Genomic DNA, 20,900 nt, shown 5'->3' with positions numbered 1-20,900 from the left:
CCGGGAGGGGCCGGCCGCCCCCGGCACCCGTGCCGGGGCGGCGCGGGCGGGGGCGCAGTCCTACTTGGACGTGCCGTCCTACTTGGACGTGCCGTGCCAGCTGCTCCACAGCGCCGCGTAGGAGCCCTCGGCCGCGACGAGCTCTTCGTGGGAGCCGAGCTCGCTGATCCGGCCGTCCTCGACCACCGCGACCCGGTCGGCGTCGTGCGCCGTGTGGAGGCGGTGGGCGATGGCGATCACGGTGCGGCCGTCGAGCACGGCGGCCAGCGACCGTTCCAGGTTGCGCGCCGCCCTGGGGTCGATCAGCGAGGTGGCCTCGTCCAGCACCAGGGTGTGCGGGTCGGCCAGGACCAGGCGGGCGAGGGCGAGCTGCTGCGCCTGGGCGGCCGAGACCGGCTCGCCGCCGGAGCCGACGGCCGTGTCCAGGCCGCCGGGCAGCGCCTCGACCCACTCCAGGGCGTCCACGGCCGACAGCGCCGCGCGGACCTGGGAGTCGTCCGCGTCGGGGCGGGCGATCAGCACGTTGTCGCGCAGGGTGCCCCGGAACACGTGGTGCTCCTGGGTGACCAGGGCGACGTGACCGCGCAGGTCGTCCAGCGGGAGCTCGACCAGGGGGGTGCCGCCGACCGTGACCGCGCCGCTGCGCGGGCCGTGGATGCCCGCGAGCAGGCGGCCCAGCGTGGACTTGCCCGCGCCGGACGGGCCGACCATCGCCAGCCGCTCCCCGGGCTGGACCACCAGGTCGATGCCGTGCAGCACGTCGTGGCCCTCGCGGTAGGCGTAGCGGACGCCGCTGGCCCGCAGCTCCTCTCCGTCGGGAGTGCCGGGGCCGGCCTCGCGGTCGTCCGGCACCTCGGCGACCCCCAGCAGGCGGGCCATGGAGGCCCCGCCGACCTGGAGCTCGTCGATCCACATGAGCAGCCGGTCGAGCGGGTCGATGAGCTGCTGCACGTAGAGCGTGGCCGCGGTGACCTGCTCCAGCGAGACCCAGCCCCGGATGTAGAACATGCCGCCGATGACGAGCGTCGCCACGATCGGGATCACGTAGCCGAGCTCGACCGCCGGGAACCAGACCGTGCGCAGCCCCAGGGTGTAGCGTTCGGCCGCCCACGACCGGGAGATGTCGGTGTCGGTGCGGCGGTGCCGCCGGGCCTGCAGGCCCAGGGCCTCCACCGCGCGGGCGCCGCCGACCGTCTCGGCCAGGCCGTCGGTCATGTCCGCGTAGGCGGCGCTCTCGCGCAGGTAGCCGTCCCGGGCCCGCTTGAGGTACCACCGGGTGGAGATCCACAGGATCGGCGCGGCCAGCAGCGAGGGCAGCGCGAGCAGCGGCCCCACCACCAGCAGCGCGCCGACGGTGATCACGCAGGTGACCAGCGCGATCAGCGTCTCGGGTACGGCGTGCCGTACCGTGCGCGACAGCGCGTCCACGTCCCGCGAGGTCCGGGTGATGAGGTCGCCGGACCCGGCGCGCTCGACCGTGGACAGCGGCAGGCCGAGCACCCGGCCGACGAACTCCTCGCGCAGCTCGGCGAGGACCTTCTCACCGAGCCTGGAGGAGGCGTAGACCGCGGCCCTGACCAGCACCGCCTGCGCGACCAGGAAGCCGCCGATGGCCAGCGCCACCATGGTGACGTCGATCCCGGTGCCGTCGTGCACCCCCTGGACCAGCCGGCCCAGCAGCCACGGCACCGCCAGGCCCGCGACGGCGGCCAGGCCGTGCAGGCCGAGCGCCACCGTCAGGTCGCGGGGGTATTTCAACGTGAGCCTGCGGGCGTACGCCCGGACCTGCGCCTGGTCGGCGACGGGCAGGATCTGCCTGCTCATGCCTTCTCCTCCGCCCGCCACCCGGAACCTGTGCTCACACGATCACGGCGCTCTTCCGCTCGCCCGCTCACGAGTCTTCCCCTCTGGTGACCACGGCGGTGTAGGCCGGCACGGTCGCCAGCAGCTCCCGGTGCGTCCCCTGGGCGTGCACGACGCCGCCCTCGACGTAGATCACATGGTCGGTGCGGTCGAGCACCAGCGGGCTGGTCGTGCAGACCAGTGTGGTCTTGCCCGCCCGTGCCTTGGCCAGCCGGTCGGCGATGCGCGCCTCGCTGTGGGCGTCGACCGCGCTGGTGGGCTCGATGAGGATGAGCACCTCCGGGTCGGCCGTCAGCGCCCTGGCCAGGCGGAGCCGCTGCTGCTGGCCGCCGGAGAACTCCCGGCCCGACTCGGCGACGTGCCCGTCGAGGCCGTCGGGCAGCGCCTCGACGATGTCCTCGGCGCACGCGGTGTGCAGCGCGCCGGCGATGTCGGCGGCGGAGGCCCCGCCGGAGACGTCGAGCTCGTCCCTGAGCACGCCGGCGAAGAGCTTCGCGCCGTTGTCGGCGACCAGGATCCGGCGGCGGACCTCCGCGATCGGCAGAGTGTCCAGCGGCACGTCGCCGAAGTCGACGTCGCCGTCGCTGTAGCGGCCGAGCCGGTCGGCGATCGCGACGGCGTCCTCGGGCGTGGCCGCCGCGACGGCGGTGAACACGCCGGGGCGGACCGCGACCCCGGAGGCCACGTCGCGCAGCAGGCCCCCGCCCGAGTGGCCGGTGCCGCCGTCCACCTCCGGCTCCAGGTTGAGGATCCGCACCACCCGGCGGGCCGCGACGTGTCCCTTGGTCAGCTTGTCGGCCGCCTCGGTGAGCGCCCGCATGGGGGCGATCAGGAAGACCGCGTAGCCGTAGAAGGCGACGAGCTGGCCGGCGGTGATCTTGTCCTCGATCGCGAAGGTCGCGCCCAGCCAGGTGACCCCGGCGATGAGCAGGCCGGGCAGCAGGATCTGCGCGCCCTCCAGGGTGGACTCGACCGCGGCCACCCGCACGCCCGCGTGCCGCACCCGCTGCGACTCCTCGGCGTAGCGGTCGGCGAAGACCTGCTCGCCGCCGATGCCGCGCAGCACCCGCAGGCCGGCGACGATGTCGGCGGCGCGGGTGGACAGGTCGCCCTGGAGGTCGCGGTGGGCGTGCTGGCGCCGGTGCAGCGGCCGGAGCAGGGGGACGACGGCGACGGCCATGACCGGCACTCCGATGAGCACGGTCAGGCCGAGCGGCAGCGAGGCCCTGATCAGGATGACGGTCACCGCGACGATGGCGACGATCGCGCCGGTGCCCCTGAGCAGGATGTCCATCGCGCCGCCGATGTGGGCGATGTCGGAGTTGCCGACGCTGACCACCTCGCCGGTGGACATGCGCTTGGGCAGGGTCGCGCCCAGCCGGGTCGACTGCCTGACGGTGACCTGGACGGTCCGGTAGGCGGCGCACAGCCAGTTGTAGACGGCCATCCGGTGCCGGAGGATGCCGGCGGCCGCCTGCACGATCCCCAGGCCGAGCAGCACGGCGCCCCAGGTGACGAGGGCCGGCGTGTCCTTGGCCCTGATGGCGTCGATGCCCTCGCCCATCGCGGCCGGCACCAGCGCCATCGCCAGCCACCACAGGGTGGCGTAGCCGATGCCGAGGAACAGGGAACCCGCCTGCATGCGGGCGATCCAGTACAGGTATCGGACCGGGCTGCGGGCGTCAGGGATGCCGGGGTCGGCGACAGGTAGGGAGCGCATAGCGAGTCCAGGCTGACAAACTCCCTCCTCGCCAGGCAAACCATTTTCTGACCTCCGGCGGCGTCAAGCAGAGTTGACAGCCATTCGATGTCAACCTAAATTGACAGGCATGAGCGATACGGCGCAGCTGGCATCCGACGCCGGCAGCCGCGATCCGGCCGTCGGCCTGCGGGCCGTGCGGGCGCTGCGGATGCTGGTCGACCGGCTGGAGGCCCTTCAGGTGGAGAACGCCAGGCAGCAGGGCTGGTCCTGGCAGGAGATCGCCAACTGCCTGGAGGTCACCCGGCAGGCGGTGCACAAGAAGTACGCAGGGGGCCGCGGCCTGTTGAGGCGGGAGAAATAGGCATGTTCGAACGGTTCACACACGAAGCCCGGCAGGTCGTGACGCTCGCACAGGTGAACGCCCGGCGGCTTCACCACAGCCGGATCGGCACCGAGCATCTCCTGCTCGGCCTGTGCGAGCAGCCGGCCACCTTGTCGGCACGCCTTCTGGCCCGGCACGGGCTCGACCACGCGGAGGCGTCCGCCGCGGTGGTCCGCCTCATCGGCCCCGCACCGGCCGAGGAGCTGGACAGAGACGCCCTGGAGACGATCGGCATCGACCTCGACGCGATCCGGGAGAAGGTCGAAGCGGCCTTCGGCCCCGGCGCCCTCGACCGGGAACCGGAGCGAGACCACCGTGGCCGCCTCCGCAGCGGCCGTCACATCCCGTTCTCCCCCGGTGCGAAGAAAACCCTGGAGCTCTCCCTCCGGGAGGCTCTCACCCTCAAGCACAGGCACATCGGCGACGGCCACATCCTCCTGGGCCTGCTCCGGGGAGGCGACGGCCTGGCCCGCCGCGTCCTCGACGAGGCACTCGTCGACACCGGGACGCTGCGCCGGGAGATCGTCGAGAACATCGGCCCCCACCGAGCCGCCGGTTAGAACCCGCTCGGCGCCGCCCACCCGTCGTACGGCCAGGGCACCTGGGCCCGGCGGAGCAGGAAGAGGCTGCACAGCGTCTCCCAGAGCGGGCTCGTCGTGATTCTCGTCCTGGCCAGAGTGAGCTCATCCAGCTCGATCCGGATCACGCTCCGAATCTACCCATACGACGCCTCATACCGATCTCGCACCCACCACGGACGACACGCCGCACCAGGCGGGCCAGGGGCTGCGCCGGGTGGGCCGGAAGCGGCCGACCCGGCGCAGCCCGCCGTCGGCGGCGCCATTCGGGACCACTCGCCGGACCAGTCCCGCTCCCGGGTCCGGCCTGACCAGTAGGACCGGCCGGTAGGACCGGCCGGTAGGACCGGCCGGTAGGACCGGCCGGTAGGGCCACACCATGACGCCCGTGCCCGGACACGGAAACGCGGGCCGTACCGGAGGAGGATCCGGTACGGCCCGCGGCGCGGTTCACCCGACCTACTTGGAGGCCCTGAGGTAGTCCCGGTTCATCTGGGCGATGGTGTCCAGCGGGATGCCCTTGGGGCAGACCGCGGTGCACTCGCCGGTGTTGGTGCAGCCGCCGAAGCCCTCGGCGTCCATCTGCTCGACCATGGCCTTGGCGCGGGAGTCGCGCTCGGGCTGGCCCTGCGGGAGGAGGCTGAGGTGAGTGATCTTGGCCGCGGTGAAGAGGGAGGCCGAGCCGTTCGGGCAGGCGGCGACGCACGCGCCGCAGCCGATGCAGGTGGCCGCGTCGAACGCCGCGTCGGCGTCGACCTTCTTGACCGGGACGCTGTGCGCGTCGGGGGCGGACCCGGCGGGAACGGAGACGAAGCCGCCCGCCTGGATGATCCGGTCGAACGCCGAGCGGTCCACGACCAGGTCCTTCACCACCGGGAAGGGCGCGGCGCGCCACGGCTCGATGGTGATGACCGCGTTGTCCTCGAAGTGCCGCATGTGGAGCTGGCAGGTGGTGGTGGCCACCTGCTCGCCGTGCGCGACGCCGTTGATGACCATGCCGCACATGCCGCAGATGCCCTCGCGGCAGTCGTGGTCGAAGGCCACCGGGTCGTCGCCCTCCAGGATGAGACGCTCGTTGAGCACGTCGAGCATCTCCAGGAAGGACATGTCGGGAGACACGTCCTCGACGCGGTAGGTGACCATGCGGCCCTTGTCCTCGGGGCCCTTCTGGCGCCAGACCTTGAGAGTGAGGTTCACTTGTAACTCCGCTGGCTCATCTTGACGTACTCGTAGTCGAGGTCTTCCTTGTGCAGGACCGGGCCCTGCTCGCCGTACTCCCAGGCCGCGACGTAGGCGAAGTTCTCGTCGTCGCGCAGGGCCTCGCCGTCGGCGTCCTGCGACTCGGCGCGGAAGTGGCCGCCGCACGACTCGGTGCGGTGCAGCGCGTCGATGCACATGAGCTCGGCCAGGTCGAAGAAGTCGGCCACCCGGCCGGCCCGCTCCAGCGCCTGGTTGAGCTCGTCGGCCTCGCCGGAGACCTTCACGTTCTTCCAGAACTCCTCGCGGAGCTCGGGGATCCGCTCCAGCGCCTTGCGCAGCGACTCCTCGGTCCGCTCCATGCCGCAGTAGTCCCACATGAGCTTGCCCAGCTCACGGTGGTAGGAGTCGGCGGTGCGGCTGCCGTTGTTCGACAGCAGCTTGTTGATCTTCTCGCGGACCGCGATCTCGGCCTCGGCCACGGCCTCCTCGTCGACCTCTCCGTAGGGGCCGTTGGCGAGGTAGTCGCCGATCGTGGTCGGCAGCACGAAGTAGCCGTCGGCCAGGCCCTGCATCAGCGCGGAGGCGCCGAGACGGTTGGCGCCGTGGTCGGAGAAGTTGGCCTCGCCGATCACGAACAGGCCGGGGATCGTGGACTGCAGGTCGTAGTCGACCCACAGGCCGCCCATCGTGTAGTGCACGGCGGGGTAGATGCGCATCGGCTGGGTGTAGGGGTCCTCGCCGGTGATGCGCTCGTACATCTCGAAAAGGTTGCCGTACTTCTTCTCCACCGCGTCGCGGCCGAGCCGCCTGATCGCATCGGCGAAGTCGAGGTAGACGCCCAGGCCGCCGGGGCCGACGCCGCGACCCTCGTCGCAGACGTTCTTGGCCGCGCGGGAGGCGATGTCACGCGGGACCAGGTTGCCGAACGCCGGGTAGATGCGCTCCAGGTAGTAGTCGCGCTCCTCCTCGGGGATCTGCGAGACGGGCCGGTCGTCGCCCGCCTTGAGCGGCACCCACACGCGGCCGTCGTTGCGCAGCGACTCCGACATCAGGGTCAGCTTGGACTGGTAGTCGCCGCTGACCGGGATGCAGGTCGGGTGGATCTGCGTGTAGCAGGGGTTGGCGAACATCGCGCCGCGCCGGTGCGCCCGCCAGATCGCCGTGGTGTTGCAGCCCTTGGCGTTGGTGGACAGGAAGAACACGTTGCCGTAGCCGCCGCTGGCCAGCACGACCGCGTCGGCGACGTGCCGCTCGATCTCGCCGGTGACCATGTCGCGGACGATGACGCCGCGCGCCCGGCCGTCGGAGACGATCAGGTCGAGCATCTCGTGGCGGGTGTGCATCTCCACGGTCCCGGCCGCGATCTGCCGCTCCAGCGCCTGGTAGGCGCCCAGCAGCAGCTGCTGGCCCGTCTGGCCGCGGGCGTAGAAGGTCCGGGAGACCTGCGCGCCGCCGAAGGAGCGGGTGTCGAGCAGGCCGCCGTACTCGCGGGCGAACGGCACGCCCTGGGCCACGGCCTGGTCGATGATGTTCACGCTGACCTGGGCGAGCCGGTAGACGTTGGACTCGCGGGCGCGGAAGTCGCCGCCCTTGACGGTGTCGTAGAACAGCCGGTAGATCGAGTCGCCGTCGCCTCGGTAGTTCTTGGCCGCGTTGATGCCGCCCTGGGCCGCGATGGAGTGCGCGCGCCGGGGCGAGTCCTGGTAGCAGAACGACTTGACGTTGTAGCCCAGCTCGCCGAGGGTCGCGGCGGCCGAGCCGCCCGCGAGACCGGTGCCGATGACGATGACGTTGAGCTTGCGCTTGTTGGCCGGGTTGACCAGCTTGGCGCTGAACTTCCGCTTCTCCCAGCGGTCCTCGATCGGACCCTCGGGAGCCTTGGTGTCGCGGATCGGCTCGCCTTCGGTGTATTTCAGGGTCGTCATCGTCCGATCACCGTTCCTCATTCGCTACGCGGATGGCCTGCTCCACGGCGTCCGTCGCCGCGCTCACTGCGTCGGGTCCACTCACTTGACCACTCCGGCCATGACCGCGATGGGGACCGCGAGGAAACCGAGGACCAGCACCGCGGAGATCGCGGCGGCCACGCCCTTGAGCGGACGGTAGCTGCGGCCGCTCGCCAGCCCGAGCGTCTGGAACGCGCTCCACAGGCCGTGCCTCAGGTGCAGGCCGACCATGACGACCGCGAGCACGTAGAAGATCGTGACCCACCAGCGCGAGGGGTCGAAGCCCTGCACCAGCTTCTCGTACGGCGTGCCGTCCCAGCCGGCCGGGTTGACCGTGCCGAAGGTCAGGTCCAGCAGGTGCCAGATGACGAACAGGACGATGACGACGCCGCCGTAGCGCATGGTGTGCACGGCGTAGCCGCCCGCCTGGGACTTGCGCTTGGCCGCGTACTTGACCGGGCGGGCCTTGCTCGCCCGGCGGGCCAGGGAGATCGCCGACCACATGTGCAGGCCGACCGCCACGGCCAGCACGACCTCGACGACGGTCAGCAGGACGCGCCTGGGGACGATCGGCTCGCCCATGGTCCGCAGGAACTCGGCGTAGGCGTTGAAGGACTCGGCGCCGAAGAAACTCTTGAGGTTCCCGGCCATGTGGCCGATGAGGAAGAGCACCAGGATGGCGCCCGTGACGGCCATCACCGCCTTTTTCCCGTTGGAGGTGCCCAGCAGCCCGCCGGGCCTGTCGGGCTTCGCGTTCTTCGCGGCGGCTTCCGCGGGGGGGTTGACCCGCGCGGTGGCGGATCCGCGCTCAATCGTGGCAGTCACGCACGTGACGCTAGGAAACGCGCTTTACCCCCGTCCAAGTCATCGTGGATGTGGTTTCCATAGCCTGTGGCTATTACCTCTGCGTCCGGGGAGTTTACCCGGGCGGGTCCCGCGGGCCGATGCGAGCAATCTCACATCTTCCCCGGTGCCGGGGGGCGCCCCGGATCCGGCACCGCCCCCTCCGTACGCTAGGGAAGCGTGCAGCTTCAGCAACTGGCCTATTTCGTGGCGGTCGCCGAGGCCCGGCACTTCACTCAGGCCGCCGAACGGATGCGCGTCGCCCAGCCGTCGCTCAGCAAGCAGGTCAAGGCCCTGGAGGCCGAGCTCGGCGCGCCGCTGTTCAGCCGCGCCAGGGGGAACGTCACCCTCACCCCGGCCGGGGAGGCCCTGCTGCCGCTGGCGCGCCGGATGCTGGCCGACGCCGAGACCGCGCGGCGTGAGGTCGGCGAGCTGGCCGGGCTGCGCCGCGGCCGGGTGCGGCTGGGCGCCACGCCCTCCCTCTGCGCCGGGCTGATGGCCGACGCGCTGGCCAGGTTCCACCGCGCCTACCCCGGCATCGAGCTGCTCGTCGAGGAGGGCGGCTCACGCGACCTGGTCCGCACCCTCGCCCGCGGCCAGCTCGACCTGGCGCTGATCATCCTGCCCCTGCAGAGCGACGACCCCGCCCTGGTCACCGAGGAGATCCTGCGGGAGAACCTGGTCGTCGTCTCCCCCTCCGCCGCGCCCGCGCACAGGCCGTACATGCGGATAGAGGAGCTGCGCGGGCAGCCGATGGTGATGTTCCGGCGCGGCTACGACCTGCGGGAGGCCACCCTCGGCGCCTGCCGTCATGCCGGGTTCGAGCCGAGGCTGGCGGTCGAGGGCGGCGAGATGGACGCCGTGCTCCGTTTCGTGGAGGCCGGACTGGGCATCGCCCTGGTCCCCTCGATGGTCCTGGACGGCCGCCCCGGTCTGAGCGGGACGCCGCTGGCGCCTCCCGGGCTCCGCCGCACCATCGCCATCGCCCACCGCAAGGACGTCGAGCCCACCCGCGCCGCCCAGGCCTTCCGCGCGACCCTGCTGTTCTATCTCGCCGAGGCCGCCCACGACGGCAGCCTCCCCGAAGGTGTGGAATTGATCACCACGGCTTGAGCGACCCATTTCCCGGATGGCACACCGGAGAAGGCGCGGGCCGTACAAGATGGTCAAGGTCCGCGGGCGACTGCGCCACGGCGGGGAGCGGCGAGCTGTCCGCTCCGGGCCCGACCACCGCCGCAGCCGGGAGCCCGGGACGAGACTGATCGCTGTCCCATAAGTCCTGGTGTCACACTATTCTGCATAGCGTTAATAGGTGCTCCCCGATCCCGCAAAGAGGCGTCAGTGACCGCCCCTCCCCCCGACACGCTCACGATCCTCCTCATCGAGGACGACGCGGGCGATGCCTTCCTCGTGGAGGAGCTGCTCGGCGAGGCGGACAACCCGCCGAAGATCATCTGGGTGCGCAGTCTGGCGGAGAGCCGCGTACGGCTGACCGAGGACGTCCAGTGCGTGCTCGTGGACCTCTCGCTCCCGGACGCGACCGGCCTCGAAGCGCTGGAGCAGGTGCTGTCCATGGCGCCGCACGCCGCCGTCCTCGTGCTGACCGGGCTGAACGACACCCACGTGGGCACCGAGGCCGTGGCGGCCGGCGCCCAGGACTTCCTGGTCAAGCAGGACGTGGAGGCCCGGCTGCTGGCGCGGGCGATCCGCTACGCGATGGAGCGCAAGCGCGCCGACCTGGCCCAGCGCAGGCTGGTCGAGGTCGAGCTGCTCACCAAGGAGAACTCCCGCCTCGAACGCGGGCTGCTGCCGGTGCCGCTGCTGGAGACCGAACATCTGGAGCACCAGGCCCGCTACCTGCCGGGCCGCAGACGGGCCCTGCTCGCCGGCGACTTCTGGGACACCGTGCAGAGCCCCGACGGCGCCGTGCACGTGGTGGTCGGCGACGTGTGCGGGCACGGCCCGGACGAGGCCGCGCTGGGGGTCGCGCTCCGGATCGCCTGGCGGACCCTGGTCCTGGCCGGGCACACCGGCAACGATCTGCTGCGCACCCTCGACTCGGTGCTCCGTCTCGAACGCAAGTCCGCGGAGATCTTCACGACGCTGTGCATCGTCACGATCGACCCCGCGCTCAGCACCGCGCGCATGCACGTGGTCGGCCATCCGCCGCCCCTGCTGATCCGCGAGGGCACGGTCGGCGTGGTGCCGGGCACCCCCTCGGGACCGCCACTCGGGATCTTCCAGGGCGTGGACTGGACGGAGATCGAGGTTCCGCTGGGCCGTGACTGGTCCCTGCTGCTCTACACCGACGGCCTGATCGAGGCCACCGTCGGCGGCGGGCCCGACCTGCTCGGCACCGAGGGTCTGCTCCGCCTGGTCCACGAGCAGGGCGGGATCCACCTCGACCGGCTCATCGACCGGGTGACCGAGCTCAACCAGGACGCGCTCAGCGACGACCTGGCGACCGTGCTCATCTCGCGGAACGGGCGGGGATGAGCGACCGCCCCCGTCCCCTGCCGGCCGCCGCGCCGGCGACGGGCTTCGGGAAGCTGCGCGTGGGGCAGTGGTTCCTGCTCGCGGGGGTGTCCGTCACACTGATCTTCACCATCGCCGGCGCCTTCACCATCTCCTCGATCGAGAAGACCCGCCAGGCCAGGGTGGCCGTGGTGGACGTCGTCGACCCCGCGGCGCTGCGCATCCTGGAGATCTCCAACGCGCTGACCTCGCAGGAGAGCTCGGTGCGGGCCTACGGCAGGACCAACGAGGAGTCGTCCCTCCAGGACTACCGCCGGTCGGTCACCGCGGAGGCCGACGCGCTGGCCGCGCTCGACCCCCTGCTGCCCCGGATGCCGGAGCGGCAGGCGGTCGGCACCGAGGTCGCCCGCCTGAAGGCGGCCGGAGACGCCTGGCGGCGCGACTACGCCGACAGGCTCATCGCCTCGGTGCCGACGCTGGGGACCGAGGCCAGCAACCGGCAGAACGCGCCCGTCAACGCCGCGCGGTTCACCGAGATCCGCCGCTCGCTCACCGCGCTCCAGGACCACCTGAACCGGCTGCACGCCGAGGGCAGCGCCCGGCTGGAGGAGGGCTGGCAGGCTCTCTACGTCGCGCTCATCGGGGTGGCCGGCGTGCTGGTCCTGGCCGCGATCGGCTTCACGCTCATCGTCCGGCACGCCGTGCTGCGCCCGACGGCGGAGCTGACCGGCCAGGTCCGCGCCGTCGCCCAGGGAGACTTCGACCACAAGCTCAGGGTCGAGCGCCCCTCCGAGCTGGCCGAGCTCTCCAGCCACGTAGACGCCATGCGCCGCCGCATCCTCGCCGAGTGGCGGCGGGCCTCCGAGGCGCAGGGCAAGCTGGAGGAGCAGGCGGCGGAGCTGCGGCGCTCCAACGGCGAGCTGGAGCAGTTCGCCTACGTGGCCAGCCACGACCTGCAGGAACCGCTGCGCAAGGTCGCCAGCTTCACCCAGATGCTCGACCAGCGCTACGGCGACCAGCTCGACGAGCGGGCCAGGCAGTACATCGCCTTCGCGGTGGACGGCGCCAAGCGCATGCAGCTGCTGATCAACGACCTGCTCGACTTCTCCCGGGTCGGCCGGCTCGGCGGCGAGCGGACCACGACCGACTCCGGCGCGGCCCTGCGGGCCGCCCTGAACAACCTCTCGGCCACGATCGAGGAGACCGAGGCCACGGTCACCTCCGACGACCTGCCCGAGGTGCACGGCAACCGGGTCCAGCTCGCCCAGCTCTTCCAGAACCTCGTCGGCAACGCGCTGAAGTTCCGCTCCCAGGAGTCCCCGCGCATCCACATCGGCGTACGGCGCGACGGGGACATGTGGGAGTTCTCCTGCGCGGACAACGGGATAGGCATCGAGAGCAAATACACTGACAGGATCTTCCTGATCTTCCAGCGCCTGCACGGCCGCGACGCCTACGCGGGCACCGGCATCGGGCTGGCGCTGTGCAAGAAGATCGTCGAATACCACGGTGGCCGGATCTGGGTGGACGGCGAGGAGACCGACAGGCCCGGGACGACCTTCCGCTGGACGCTTCCCTCTGGAGATGTGGATGAATGACCTGCGCTGGATCGACGTGCTCCTGGTCGAGGACGATCCGGGCGACGTCCTGCTGACCCGGGAGGCGTTCGAGCTCAACAAGGTCCGCAACAAGCTGCACGTCGTCAACGACGGCGAGCAGGCCATGGCCTTCCTGCGCAAGGAGGGCGAGTACGCCGACATGCCCCGGCCGGACCTGATCCTGCTGGACCTCAACCTGCCCCGCAAGGACGGCCGGGAGGTGCTCCAGGACATCAAGGCCGACGAGAAGCTCCGCAGGATCCCCGTGGTGGTGCTGACCACCTCGGAGTCCGAGGAGGACATCCTGCGCAGCTACAACCTGCACGCCAACGCCTACGTCTCCAAGCCGGTCGACTTCGACCAGTTCATCAACGTGGTCCGGCGGATCGACGACTTCTTCGTCACCGTCGTCAAGCTGCCCAGCTCCGACCAGCACTACTGACCGGCGTCCCACCCCGCCGTAGGCCGGGCTGACCGGGGATCTCCCTGGAGTCCCGTTCAGCCCGCGTTCCTGACAGGTCGATGACCTCTCCCTGACCAACGTGACAGGAATCACATCCGGTCAGTGAAAATGTGAGTGACCCTTCTCACATAATCCCCGGGCTCCGTCGTAACGTATCCCCACCAATAACGCGCGCGCACGTGTGAGCCGGCGCGACCATGGCCCAGCGCGCGGCACAACTGAAACGACCCGGACCCCCCGGTGAGTAGGGTCCGCGGGAGGTGGAGAGGTCTCCGATGACCCAGACAACGGCCGACAGCCCGGCCAGAAGGCAGCGTGCGCAGATCAAGGAGCGCACTCTGCGTACCGATCCGTGGTGGCGCTATCCACTGATCACTTTCATCATCTTCACGGCGTTCCTCGTCTACGCGACGTGGGCGATCTTCGACGCGGACTTCTTCGTGTCCCCGTACCATGCCCCGTTCGCCTCCCCGTGTCTGGCGGAGGCGAGCTGCCCGCCGGAGTCGCGGCTGTTCGGCTTCGCGCCCTTCGGTGACTGGTACACCCTGCCGCCGGGCCTGCTGATCCTGGGGCTGCCCGCCGGCTTCCGCTTCACCTGCTACTACTACCGCAAGGCCTACTACCGGGGCTTCTGGCTGTCGCCCCCGGCCTGCGCGGTCAACGAGCCGCACGGCAAATACACCGGCGAGTCCCGCTTCCCGCTGATCCTGCAGAACATCCACCGCTACTTCTTCTACGCGGCGATCGTGGTCGGCCTGATCCTCGCCATCGACGCGGTGAAGGCCCTCATCGGCAGGCCGGCGGGGCTCGGGACGTGGATCCTCATCGTCAACGCCGTACTGATCAACCTGTACACGCTGTCGTGCCACTCCTGCCGCCACATCACGGCCGGGCGCCTGAACCACTTCTCCAAGCACCCCGTCCGCTACAAGGCGTGGGGCTTCGTCTCCAAGCTCAACGCCAAGCACCAGGAACTGGCGCTGATCTCGATGTTCTCGGTCATGGGCGCCGACCTCTACGTCCGGCTGGTCGCCAAGGGCATCATCAACTTCCCGTTCGCATAAGGATCAGCTGTGGAAATCGAGCGTCACGAATACGACGTCGTCGTCATCGGCGCCGGCGGGGCAGGACTGCGGGCGGCCATCGAGGCCCGCCAGCAGGGCAAGCGGACGGCGATCGTCTGCAAGTCGCTGTTCGGCAAGGCGCACACCGTCATGGCCGAGGGCGGCGCGGCCGCCGCCATGGGCAACGTCAACAGCGCCGACAACTGGATGGTGCACTTCCGCGACACCATGCGCGGCGGCAAGTTCCTCAACAACTGGCGGATGGCCGAGCTGCACGCCAAGGAGGCCCCTGACCGGGTCTGGGAGCTGGAGGCGTGGGGCGCGCTGTTCGACCGCACCAAGGACGGCAAGATCAGCCAGCGTAACTTCGGCGGGCACGAATACCCCCGGCTGGCCCACGTCGGCGACCGTACCGGCCTGGAGCTGATCCGCACCCTGCAGCAGCGGGTGGTCGCGCTCCAGCAGGAGGACGAGAAGCTGCACGGCGACGCCGAGGCCTACATCAAGGTCTTCCAGGAGTGCACGGTGACCCGCCTGCTCAAGGACGGGGACGCGATCTCCGGCGCCTTCGGCTACTGGCGGGAGAACGGCAGGCTCATCCTGTTCGACGCCCCCGCGGTCGTGCTGGCCACCGGCGGCATCGGCAAGTCCTACGTGGTGACCTCCAACTCCTGGGAGTACACCGGGGACGGCCACGCGCTGGCGCTGCTGGCCGGGGCGAAGCTGATCAACATGGAGTTCATCCAGTTCCATCCCACCGGGATGGTCTGGCCGCCGTCGGTCCGCGGCATCCTCGTCACCGAGTCCGTCCGCGGCGACGGCGGGGTGCTGAAGAACTCCGAGGGCAAGCGCTTCATGTTCGACTACATCCCCGAGGTGTTCAAGGACAAATACGCCACCACCGAGGAGGAGGGCGACCGCTGGTACACCGACCAGGCCAACAACCGCCGTCCGCCGGAGCTGCTCCCCCGTGACGAGGTGGCGCGGGCCATCAACTCCGAGGTGAAGGCCGGCCGCGGATCCCCACAGGGCGGCGTCTACCTCGACGTCTCCACCCGGCTCCCGGCCGCCGAGATCATCCGGCGGCTGCCGTCGATGCACCACCAGTTCAAGGAGCTGGCCGACGTCGACATCACCAAGGAAGCCATGCAGGTCGGGCCGACCTGCCACTACATCATGGGCGGCGTCGAGGTCGACGCCGACACCGGCGCGGCGGACGTCCCCGGCCTGTTCGCGGCGGGCGAGGTCTCCGGCGGCATGCACGGCTCCAACCGGCTCGGCGGCAACTCGCTGTCGGACCTGCTGGTGTTCGGCCGCCGCGCGGGCGCCGGAGCGGCCTCGTACGTGGACGGGCTCGCCGCCCGGCCGAAGATCTCCCAGGACTCGGTGGACGCCGCGAAGGCGGAGGCGCTCGCCCCGCTGGAGCGCGGGGGCGAGAACCCCTACGAGGTCCACCAGGAGCTGCAGCGGACGATGAACGAGCTGGTCGGCATCATCCGCAAGGCCGAGGAGGTCACCGAGGCGCTGGAGGCGGTGGGCAAGCTCAAGGAGCGGGCCCAGGGGGTCGGGGCGCCCGGCAGCCGGATCTACAACCCGGGCTGGCACCTCTCCCTCGACCTGCGCAACATGCTCCTGGTCTCCGAGTGCGTGGCCAAGGCGGCCCTGATCCGCCAGGAGAGCCGCGGCGGCCACACCCGCGACGACTTCCCCGGCATGTCGGCCGAGTGGCGCCGCAAGCTCCTGGTGTGCGGCCTGTCCCCCGACGGCTCCGGTGTGACCGTCGAGGAGAAGGTCCAGCCCTCGATGCGCGAGGACCTGATCACGCTGTTCGATCGGGACGAGCTGAAGAAGTACATCACCCAGGAAGAGCTGGCCGACTTCGACGCGTTGGTCAAGGAGTAGCCATGAGTTACAAGGCGAAGTTCCGCGTGTGGCGGGGCGAGGGCGGCGAGGGCAAGCTGGAGGACTTCACCGTCGAGGTGAACGAGGGCGAGGTCGTCCTCGACATCATCCACCGGCTCCAGGCCACCCAGGCCCCCGACCTGGCGGTCCGCTGGAACTGCAAGGCCGGCAAGTGCGGCTCCTGTTCCATGGAGATCAACGGCAAGCCCCGGCTCGGCTGCATGACCCGGATGTCCACCTTCACGGAGGACGAGACGATCACGGTGACGCCCATGCGGACGTTCCCGGTGATCAAGGACCTGGTCACGGACGTGTCGTTCAACTACCAGAAGGCCCGGGAGATCCCCTCCTTCACCCCGCCGTCGGACGTGAAGCCCGGCGAATACCGCATGCAGCAGATCGACGTCGAGCGGTCCCAGGAGTTCCGCAAGTGCATCGAGTGCTTCATGTGCAACAACGTCTGCCACGTGATCCGTGACCACGAGGAGAACAAGACCAACTTCGCCGGTCCGCGCTTCCTGATGCGGATCGCCGAGCTGGACATGCACCCCTATGACGTGACCGACCGCAAGGACGCCGCCCAGGAGGAGCACGGCCTGGGCTACTGCAACATCACCAAGTGCTGCACCGAGGTCTGCCCCGAGCACATCAAGATCACCGACAACGCGCTGATCCCGATGAAGGAACGCGTGGTCGACCGCCGCTACGACCCGCTGGTCTGGCTGGGCAACAAGATCTTCAAGAGGTCCGGCTCGAAGAGCTGACCCTCCCCTGCGAGCCCGTCCCCTACCAGCGCCGCACCTGTCCGACAGCGCCGGCCCGCGTCCACGCGGCCGGCGCTGTCGGACAGGGACCGGTGGATGAGGTAGCCGTTGGCGCCGTGCGGTTCCACGCCGTCGGATCCGGCGGCCGGCTCACCTCGCAGGAGCGGCGGATCGTACGGCCGGCCGCCGCAGGGGTCAGCAGCCGTGAGATCGCATCACAGCTGTTCCTGAGCCCCCACACGGTGGAATATCACCTCTGCCGGGCCTACCCCGAAGCTTGGGGTCACCTCGCGCCACGAACTCTCCAGGGCCGATCCGGCGCGTCCCCAACGTGGTCGGGCGGGGCGCGCCGGCGCCGTCACTTGGAGCGGCGGAACAGCCCGCGTCTCTTCTTTCCGCTCTCCTGCCCGGGCAGAGGGTAGACCGCCGTGGCGGTGGGCTCGGCGGGCGGCGGGCCGACGAGGGGCTCCTGGCCGGGGAACGGCCCCCGGCCCGGGTCACCGGCGTGCGGCGGCTCCAGCGGGAACGGCGCGCCGGGGAACTCACCGGGCCCCTGCGGGACGGCCGGACCGCCCTGGAGACCGGGCCCCTGCGGGGACGGACCGCCCTGGAGACCGGGGCCGCCCGGGAACGGCGGACCGTCCGGGTGGAAGGGCTCGGCGCCGTGCGGGGGCGGACCGCCCTGGGGGAGGCCGCCGGGCGCGCCGGGGAGGAGGTCGTCGGGCCGGCCCGGCCGCGGGTGGTCGCGGAACTGGTCCGGGCCGGGAGGGAACGGCTCCTGGGCGTGGCTACGGACGTACGGCGGTTCCTGCGGGAACGGCGCGCCGGGGAACTCACCGGGCCCCTGCGGGACGGCCTGGCCGCCCTGGGGACCGGGGTCGTCCGGGGACGGCGGGCCGCCCTGGAGACCGGGACCGCCCTGGAGACCGAGGCCGCCCTGAGGACCGGGACCGCCCGGGAACGACGGGCCGCCCTGGGGGAAGTCCCCCGGAGGGCCGTACGGCGCGGCGCCGTGGAAGGGGGCCTCCGGCCCCATCGGCCCGTGGGGCGCCTGCCCCTGCGGGTGCTCCATGTAGCCGACGGGCTGCCGGCCGTAGCCCTGCGGCTGGTCGTAGCCGGGCTGGAACTGCTCATGGCCCGGCTGGTCGTAGCCCGGCTGAGGCGGGTAGGCCGTGGACTGCTCGTACGCCTGGGGATACTGCTCCGGCGCGTACTCCTCCGGATAGGCCGGGGCGTACATCTGCATGGGGACGAAGCTGATTATCGGGGCGTAGGCCGTACCGCTCTGGTAGGTGCCGTGCGGGAAGCCGGGCGCCGGTCCGTAGCCGGGGCCGATCGGGTAGCCCATCGGGCCCATGGCGTCGCCTCGCTGGTGGCCCAGGGCGCGGGGGCCGGCGCGGCGGATGGCCGCGGCGTGGGCCAGGCGGCGCAGCCTGCCCTCGAAGATCAGCACGGCGAACAGCACCAGCAGCACGAGGATCAGCGCCGGGATGGCGAGCTGGCTGCTCAGCGTGGCGCTGTCGAACTCGGAGTTGGCGTTGCGGATCTCGTAGGGCACCGGGGCCGGGGTGGTGTCCTCGAACGTCGGGGCGTTGGTCGGCGCGGGCGTGGCCGTGGGGAGCTCGGTCGGACTCTGCTCCGTGGTGGGGAAGACGACCTCCGACTCCGACTCCTCGGGCGTCGGCGGCTGCGTGTCGACGACGGGAGGCGGCTCGATGGGGGCCGAGTTCGACGGCGGCGGGACGACCGGCGGGGCGGTCGTCGCCGGCGGGGCCGTGGTCTTGGGAGGCTTCGGGGTCGTCGTCTTCGGGGGGACGGTGACCGTGGTGGTCACCGTCTTCTGCGGCACCGGGGTGGTCGGCGGCGGCTCCTGCCCGGGGTCCTCGGTGACCGTGACGGTGACGATCGGCGTGGGCTCCTCGCACGGCCCCGCCGGATCGGCGTCACAGCCCGGGATCTCGGAGGGGTCGACGGCGACCAGGCGGGTGGCCGCGCCGGCCGGGGTGGAGGTGGTGAGGGGCGCCGCGGCCAGCAGCAGCGCGCCGCTCAGCCCCAAGGACATGACAACGGCGGAGACGGCCGCCGTACGCCGTGATCGCGTCACCGGTGCCCTCCGCGGATTTCCCAAACAGGCTGAGTCAAGGAAAATACTAGTTGGGCAAAAGTAACAGCAAAGCGCTTTTTACAACACAGGTCGCGACTCACGCCGGCGCTGGACCTTCATCTGCAGCCAGAGCAGCCCCAGCAGGCCCCCGATCGCGGTCCCCACCGCGGGCAGTCCTCGCATCCCGGTCAGCAGCGGACCCGACTCGGCGACCGGCCCGATCTCCCGGCCCGGCCCGTCGACGTCCCGGGGCAGCGGCGCGCCCAGGGGCTGCGGGTCCGTCGTGGCCGCCGACGGCGGCGACGCGGCCGGCGCGGCCAGCGGCATCCGGAGATTCGGGTCGTCCCACACCTGGAGCGGCTGCCCCGGTGCCTGCGGCATCGGTCCCGGCGCCTGCGGCATCGGCCCCGGCAGCTGCGGCACCTCTCCCGTCAGCGGGGGCATCTGCCCGGCCTCGGCCAGCTCCGCCGAGCGCCGCGACACCGTCTCCGCCCTGGTGGCCGCGGCCTCCTCCCGCCGCCCGGCCCGCCGCGCCGCCACCCTCTCCGGCCGGAGCGGGCCGGCGGACGCCCCGCCCCGGTCCGGCGCGGCGCTCGGGGTGCCGGAGACCTCCGGCCCGGCCTGCTCGGTCCGGGATCCTCCGGACACAGCGACGCTCCCCCGAGGCGCCGGGGCCTCCTCCAGGGTCATCCGCATGCCCTCCCCGCCCTTCAGCCGCGGGTCCGGCGGCACCGCCCGCGCCCCGGGCTCCCCCAGAACCTGCGGCGCCGCGAGCGCCGGCGGGTTCAGCGGTGCGACCGGCTCCGGCAGGCTCTGCGGGATCTGGGGGGCCTGCCCCGGGTCCGCGGGGCCGTGCGACGTCACCGGCGAGGCGGGCGGCGTGGACGGCCGGTCCGCGGCCGTCGCGGCACCGGCCGGCCCGGCCTGTCCCGCCGCCTCCGCGCTCCCCGACGCCCCCGCGGGGCTGCCCGGAGGCAGCGGGGGCACGTTCGGGGCGGGCCGGGGCAGGACGGGGTCGGCCCCGACGGTCTGCGCCGCCTTCATGATCTCGGCGATCCTGGAGGCCGGGTTCTCGATCGTGGTCCGGGCCGTGTGCGTGATCCACACGCCGTCGCGGTTGCGCATCCGGGCCACCGCGGTCAGCTCGATGTCCTCGTCCTGGTCGGGCATCGTGAGCAGCACGTCAACCGACCTGCGCGTGTCGACCACCCCGAGGGAGCACATCTGGGCGCCGCCGCCGGGCGGCACCTGGGCGCCGGCCTCCTGCGGGCACTCGATGCTTCTGAGCGCCTCGGCGGGCGTGGTCTCCACCGCCAGCCGCGCGTCGGTGCCGGACCCCTCCAGCCACACCCGGAACCGGATCACGTCGTCGGCGCGGACCCACTGGGACCAGGAGTTGAGCTCGTCGGCCTCGGCCGCCTCGGCGGGGAACGTGGCGGGGTCGTCCGCCCCGACCGCGTACACGGCCGGTCCTCCGCCCAGCACGAGCGCCCCCGTCCCCAGGGCCGACACGACCCGGGCACGCTGCCACCATCCGGTCACCGCACTTCTCCGATCCCCCGATACGGACGTACGCCAACGACACATCCCGCTATTGTTATGTCACAATGCGTAGCCGCTCAACCCTCGCGGAGCTGACCTTGTACGGCGCGCACGATCGGCAGGTCCGCGGGCAGCCACGGCACGTCATACAGCTCGTCCATGGGCAGCCAGCGCAGGTCCAGGTGCTCCTTGGCCTCCGGCTCGCCCTCCACGATCTCGGCCAGCCACACCCGGAGCACGTAACCGCTCGACAGCGGCCAGTCGCCGCCGATCTGCGCCCCGGCCTCGACCAGGACGCCGAGCTCCTCCTGGCACTCCCGGATCAGCGCCGTCCGATCGTCTTCCCCCGGGTCGACCTTTCCACCGGGCAGCTCCCAGCCACCGGCGAGTTCGGGAGGCTCGGCGCGCTGGGCGGCGAGCAACCTGCCGCTGCCGTCGACGATCGCGGCTCCCACAACGACCTTGTCCATGGCC

At 71.4% G+C, this 20,900-nt stretch carries 19 protein-coding genes; 10 read left to right on the top strand and 9 right to left on the bottom strand.

The window, feature by feature from the left end; genetic code table 11:
* Positions 1-78: 78 nt before the first annotated feature.
* The gene (locus tag J2S55_RS21835) at positions 79-1,824 is read right to left on the bottom strand and encodes an ABC transporter ATP-binding protein (protein WP_306864026.1); all 1,746 of its coding nucleotides are present in this window, start codon (positions 1,822-1,824) and stop codon (positions 79-81) included.
* Positions 1,825-1,891: 67 nt separating this feature from the next.
* Positions 1,892-3,583 carry an ABC transporter transmembrane domain-containing protein gene (locus J2S55_RS21830; RefSeq protein ID WP_306864023.1) on the bottom strand — a complete coding sequence of 564 codons (1,692 nt, stop codon included), beginning with the start codon at positions 3,581-3,583 and terminating at the stop codon, positions 1,892-1,894.
* Between the two features lie 109 nt (positions 3,584-3,692).
* Here J2S55_RS21830 and J2S55_RS21825 point away from each other — a divergent pair, with 109 nt between their 5' ends.
* The gene (locus tag J2S55_RS21825) at positions 3,693-3,926 is read left to right on the top strand and encodes an RNA polymerase subunit sigma-70 (protein WP_306864020.1); all 234 of its coding nucleotides are present in this window, start codon (positions 3,693-3,695) and stop codon (positions 3,924-3,926) included.
* Positions 3,927-3,928: 2 nt separating this feature from the next.
* Positions 3,929-4,507: a Clp protease N-terminal domain-containing protein gene (locus tag J2S55_RS21820; RefSeq protein WP_306864017.1), complete on the top strand. Its 579-nt coding sequence runs from the start codon at positions 3,929-3,931 to the stop codon at positions 4,505-4,507.
* Here the strand turns inward: J2S55_RS21820 and J2S55_RS21815 are convergent.
* The 4 genes from J2S55_RS21815 to J2S55_RS21800 all read right to left on the bottom strand — a co-directional run bounded on the left by J2S55_RS21815 (position 4,504) and on the right by J2S55_RS21800 (position 8,496).
* Positions 4,504-4,653 (bottom strand): hypothetical protein, encoded by a 150-nt coding sequence (locus J2S55_RS21815; RefSeq protein WP_306864015.1) that lies wholly within the window; start codon positions 4,651-4,653, stop codon positions 4,504-4,506. The two genes, J2S55_RS21820 and J2S55_RS21815, sit on opposite strands and share 4 nt — an antisense overlap.
* A gap of 331 nt (positions 4,654-4,984) precedes the next feature.
* On the bottom strand, positions 4,985-5,722 hold the full coding sequence (locus J2S55_RS21810; protein WP_306864014.1) for a succinate dehydrogenase/fumarate reductase iron-sulfur subunit: 738 nt from the start codon (positions 5,720-5,722) through the stop codon (positions 4,985-4,987).
* Positions 5,719-7,650, bottom strand: a complete 1,932-nt coding sequence (locus J2S55_RS21805) for a fumarate reductase/succinate dehydrogenase flavoprotein subunit (protein ID WP_306864012.1) — start codon at positions 7,648-7,650, stop codon at positions 5,719-5,721. The genes J2S55_RS21810 and J2S55_RS21805 overlap by 4 nt, the downstream gene beginning before the upstream one ends.
* Before the next feature lie 81 nt (positions 7,651-7,731).
* Positions 7,732-8,496 carry a succinate dehydrogenase cytochrome b subunit gene (locus tag J2S55_RS21800; protein ID WP_306864009.1) on the bottom strand — a complete coding sequence of 255 codons (765 nt, stop codon included), beginning with the start codon at positions 8,494-8,496 and terminating at the stop codon, positions 7,732-7,734.
* A 198-nt stretch (positions 8,497-8,694) separates the two neighbouring features.
* Between J2S55_RS21800 and J2S55_RS21795 the strand changes: the two genes are divergently transcribed.
* The 8 genes from J2S55_RS21795 (at position 8,695) to J2S55_RS48340 (ending at position 17,202) form a co-directional block, all read left to right on the top strand.
* Positions 8,695-9,627, top strand: a complete 933-nt coding sequence (locus tag J2S55_RS21795) for a LysR family transcriptional regulator (protein WP_306864007.1) — start codon at positions 8,695-8,697, stop codon at positions 9,625-9,627.
* A gap of 228 nt (positions 9,628-9,855) precedes the next feature.
* Positions 9,856-11,010, top strand: a complete 1,155-nt coding sequence (locus tag J2S55_RS21790; protein ID WP_306864004.1) for a PP2C family protein-serine/threonine phosphatase — start codon at positions 9,856-9,858, stop codon at positions 11,008-11,010.
* Positions 11,007-12,587, top strand: a complete 1,581-nt coding sequence (locus J2S55_RS21785; protein WP_306864002.1) for a sensor histidine kinase — start codon at positions 11,007-11,009, stop codon at positions 12,585-12,587. The genes J2S55_RS21790 and J2S55_RS21785 overlap by 4 nt, the downstream gene beginning before the upstream one ends.
* Positions 12,580-13,029: a response regulator gene (locus J2S55_RS21780; RefSeq protein WP_306863999.1), complete on the top strand. Its 450-nt coding sequence runs from the start codon at positions 12,580-12,582 to the stop codon at positions 13,027-13,029. Before J2S55_RS21785 ends, J2S55_RS21780 begins: the two co-directional genes overlap by 8 nt.
* Before the next feature lie 296 nt (positions 13,030-13,325).
* Positions 13,326-14,114: a succinate dehydrogenase subunit SdhC gene (gene sdhC, locus J2S55_RS21775; RefSeq protein WP_306863996.1), complete on the top strand. Its 789-nt coding sequence runs from the start codon at positions 13,326-13,328 to the stop codon at positions 14,112-14,114.
* A 9-nt stretch (positions 14,115-14,123) separates the two neighbouring features.
* Positions 14,124-16,016: a fumarate reductase/succinate dehydrogenase flavoprotein subunit gene (locus tag J2S55_RS21770; protein ID WP_306863993.1), complete on the top strand. Its 1,893-nt coding sequence runs from the start codon at positions 14,124-14,126 to the stop codon at positions 16,014-16,016.
* A 2-nt stretch (positions 16,017-16,018) separates the two neighbouring features.
* Positions 16,019-16,780: a succinate dehydrogenase/fumarate reductase iron-sulfur subunit gene (locus J2S55_RS21765; protein WP_306863990.1), complete on the top strand. Its 762-nt coding sequence runs from the start codon at positions 16,019-16,021 to the stop codon at positions 16,778-16,780.
* Positions 16,781-16,872: 92 nt separating this feature from the next.
* Positions 16,873-17,202 carry a helix-turn-helix domain-containing protein gene (locus tag J2S55_RS48340; RefSeq protein WP_370879690.1) on the top strand — a complete coding sequence of 110 codons (330 nt, stop codon included), beginning with the start codon at positions 16,873-16,875 and terminating at the stop codon, positions 17,200-17,202.
* Here J2S55_RS48340 and J2S55_RS21760 read toward each other — a convergent pair.
* The 3 genes from J2S55_RS21760 to J2S55_RS21750 form a co-directional block, all read right to left on the bottom strand.
* Positions 17,139-18,884, bottom strand: coding sequence for a hypothetical protein (locus J2S55_RS21760; protein ID WP_306863987.1), 1,746 nt, complete (start codon positions 18,882-18,884; stop codon positions 17,139-17,141). The genes J2S55_RS48340 and J2S55_RS21760 overlap by 64 nt on opposite strands.
* A gap of 78 nt (positions 18,885-18,962) precedes the next feature.
* The gene (locus J2S55_RS21755; RefSeq protein WP_306863985.1) at positions 18,963-20,426 is read right to left on the bottom strand and encodes a hypothetical protein; all 1,464 of its coding nucleotides are present in this window, start codon (positions 20,424-20,426) and stop codon (positions 18,963-18,965) included.
* Positions 20,427-20,503: 77 nt separating this feature from the next.
* Positions 20,504-20,896 (bottom strand): (deoxy)nucleoside triphosphate pyrophosphohydrolase, encoded by a 393-nt coding sequence (locus J2S55_RS21750; protein WP_306863983.1) that lies wholly within the window; start codon positions 20,894-20,896, stop codon positions 20,504-20,506.
* Positions 20,897-20,900 lie beyond the last annotated feature (4 nt).

This window comes from Streptosporangium brasiliense (genome assembly GCF_030811595.1).
GTDB classification, from domain to species: Bacteria; Actinomycetota; Actinomycetes; order Streptosporangiales; family Streptosporangiaceae; genus Streptosporangium; species Streptosporangium brasiliense.
Note: the sequence above shows the minus strand (reverse complement) of the source record. Positions and strands in the feature narration are given on the sequence as shown.

Excerpts from the sequence above, each read along its gene's own strand:
- J2S55_RS21820 (WP_306864017.1), top strand. The coding sequence starts at position 3,929 with ATGTTCGAACGGTTCACACACGAAGCCCGGCAGGTCGTGACGCTCGCA.
- J2S55_RS21785 (WP_306864002.1), top strand. The coding sequence starts at position 11,007 with ATGAGCGACCGCCCCCGTCCCCTGCCGGCCGCCGCGCCGGCGACGGGC.
- J2S55_RS21780 (WP_306863999.1), top strand. The coding sequence starts at position 12,580 with ATGAATGACCTGCGCTGGATCGACGTGCTCCTGGTCGAGGACGATCCG.
- J2S55_RS21750 (WP_306863983.1), bottom strand. The coding sequence starts at position 20,896 with ATGGACAAGGTCGTTGTGGGAGCCGCGATCGTCGACGGCAGCGGCAGG.
- J2S55_RS21830 (WP_306864023.1), bottom strand. The coding sequence starts at position 3,583 with ATGCGCTCCCTACCTGTCGCCGACCCCGGCATCCCTGACGCCCGCAGC.
- J2S55_RS21825 (WP_306864020.1), top strand. The coding sequence starts at position 3,693 with ATGAGCGATACGGCGCAGCTGGCATCCGACGCCGGCAGCCGCGATCCG.
- J2S55_RS21835 (WP_306864026.1), bottom strand. The coding sequence starts at position 1,824 with ATGAGCAGGCAGATCCTGCCCGTCGCCGACCAGGCGCAGGTCCGGGCG.
- sdhC (WP_306863996.1), top strand. The coding sequence starts at position 13,326 with ATGACCCAGACAACGGCCGACAGCCCGGCCAGAAGGCAGCGTGCGCAG.
- J2S55_RS21765 (WP_306863990.1), top strand. The coding sequence starts at position 16,019 with ATGAGTTACAAGGCGAAGTTCCGCGTGTGGCGGGGCGAGGGCGGCGAG.
- J2S55_RS21805 (WP_306864012.1), bottom strand. The coding sequence starts at position 7,650 with ATGACGACCCTGAAATACACCGAAGGCGAGCCGATCCGCGACACCAAG.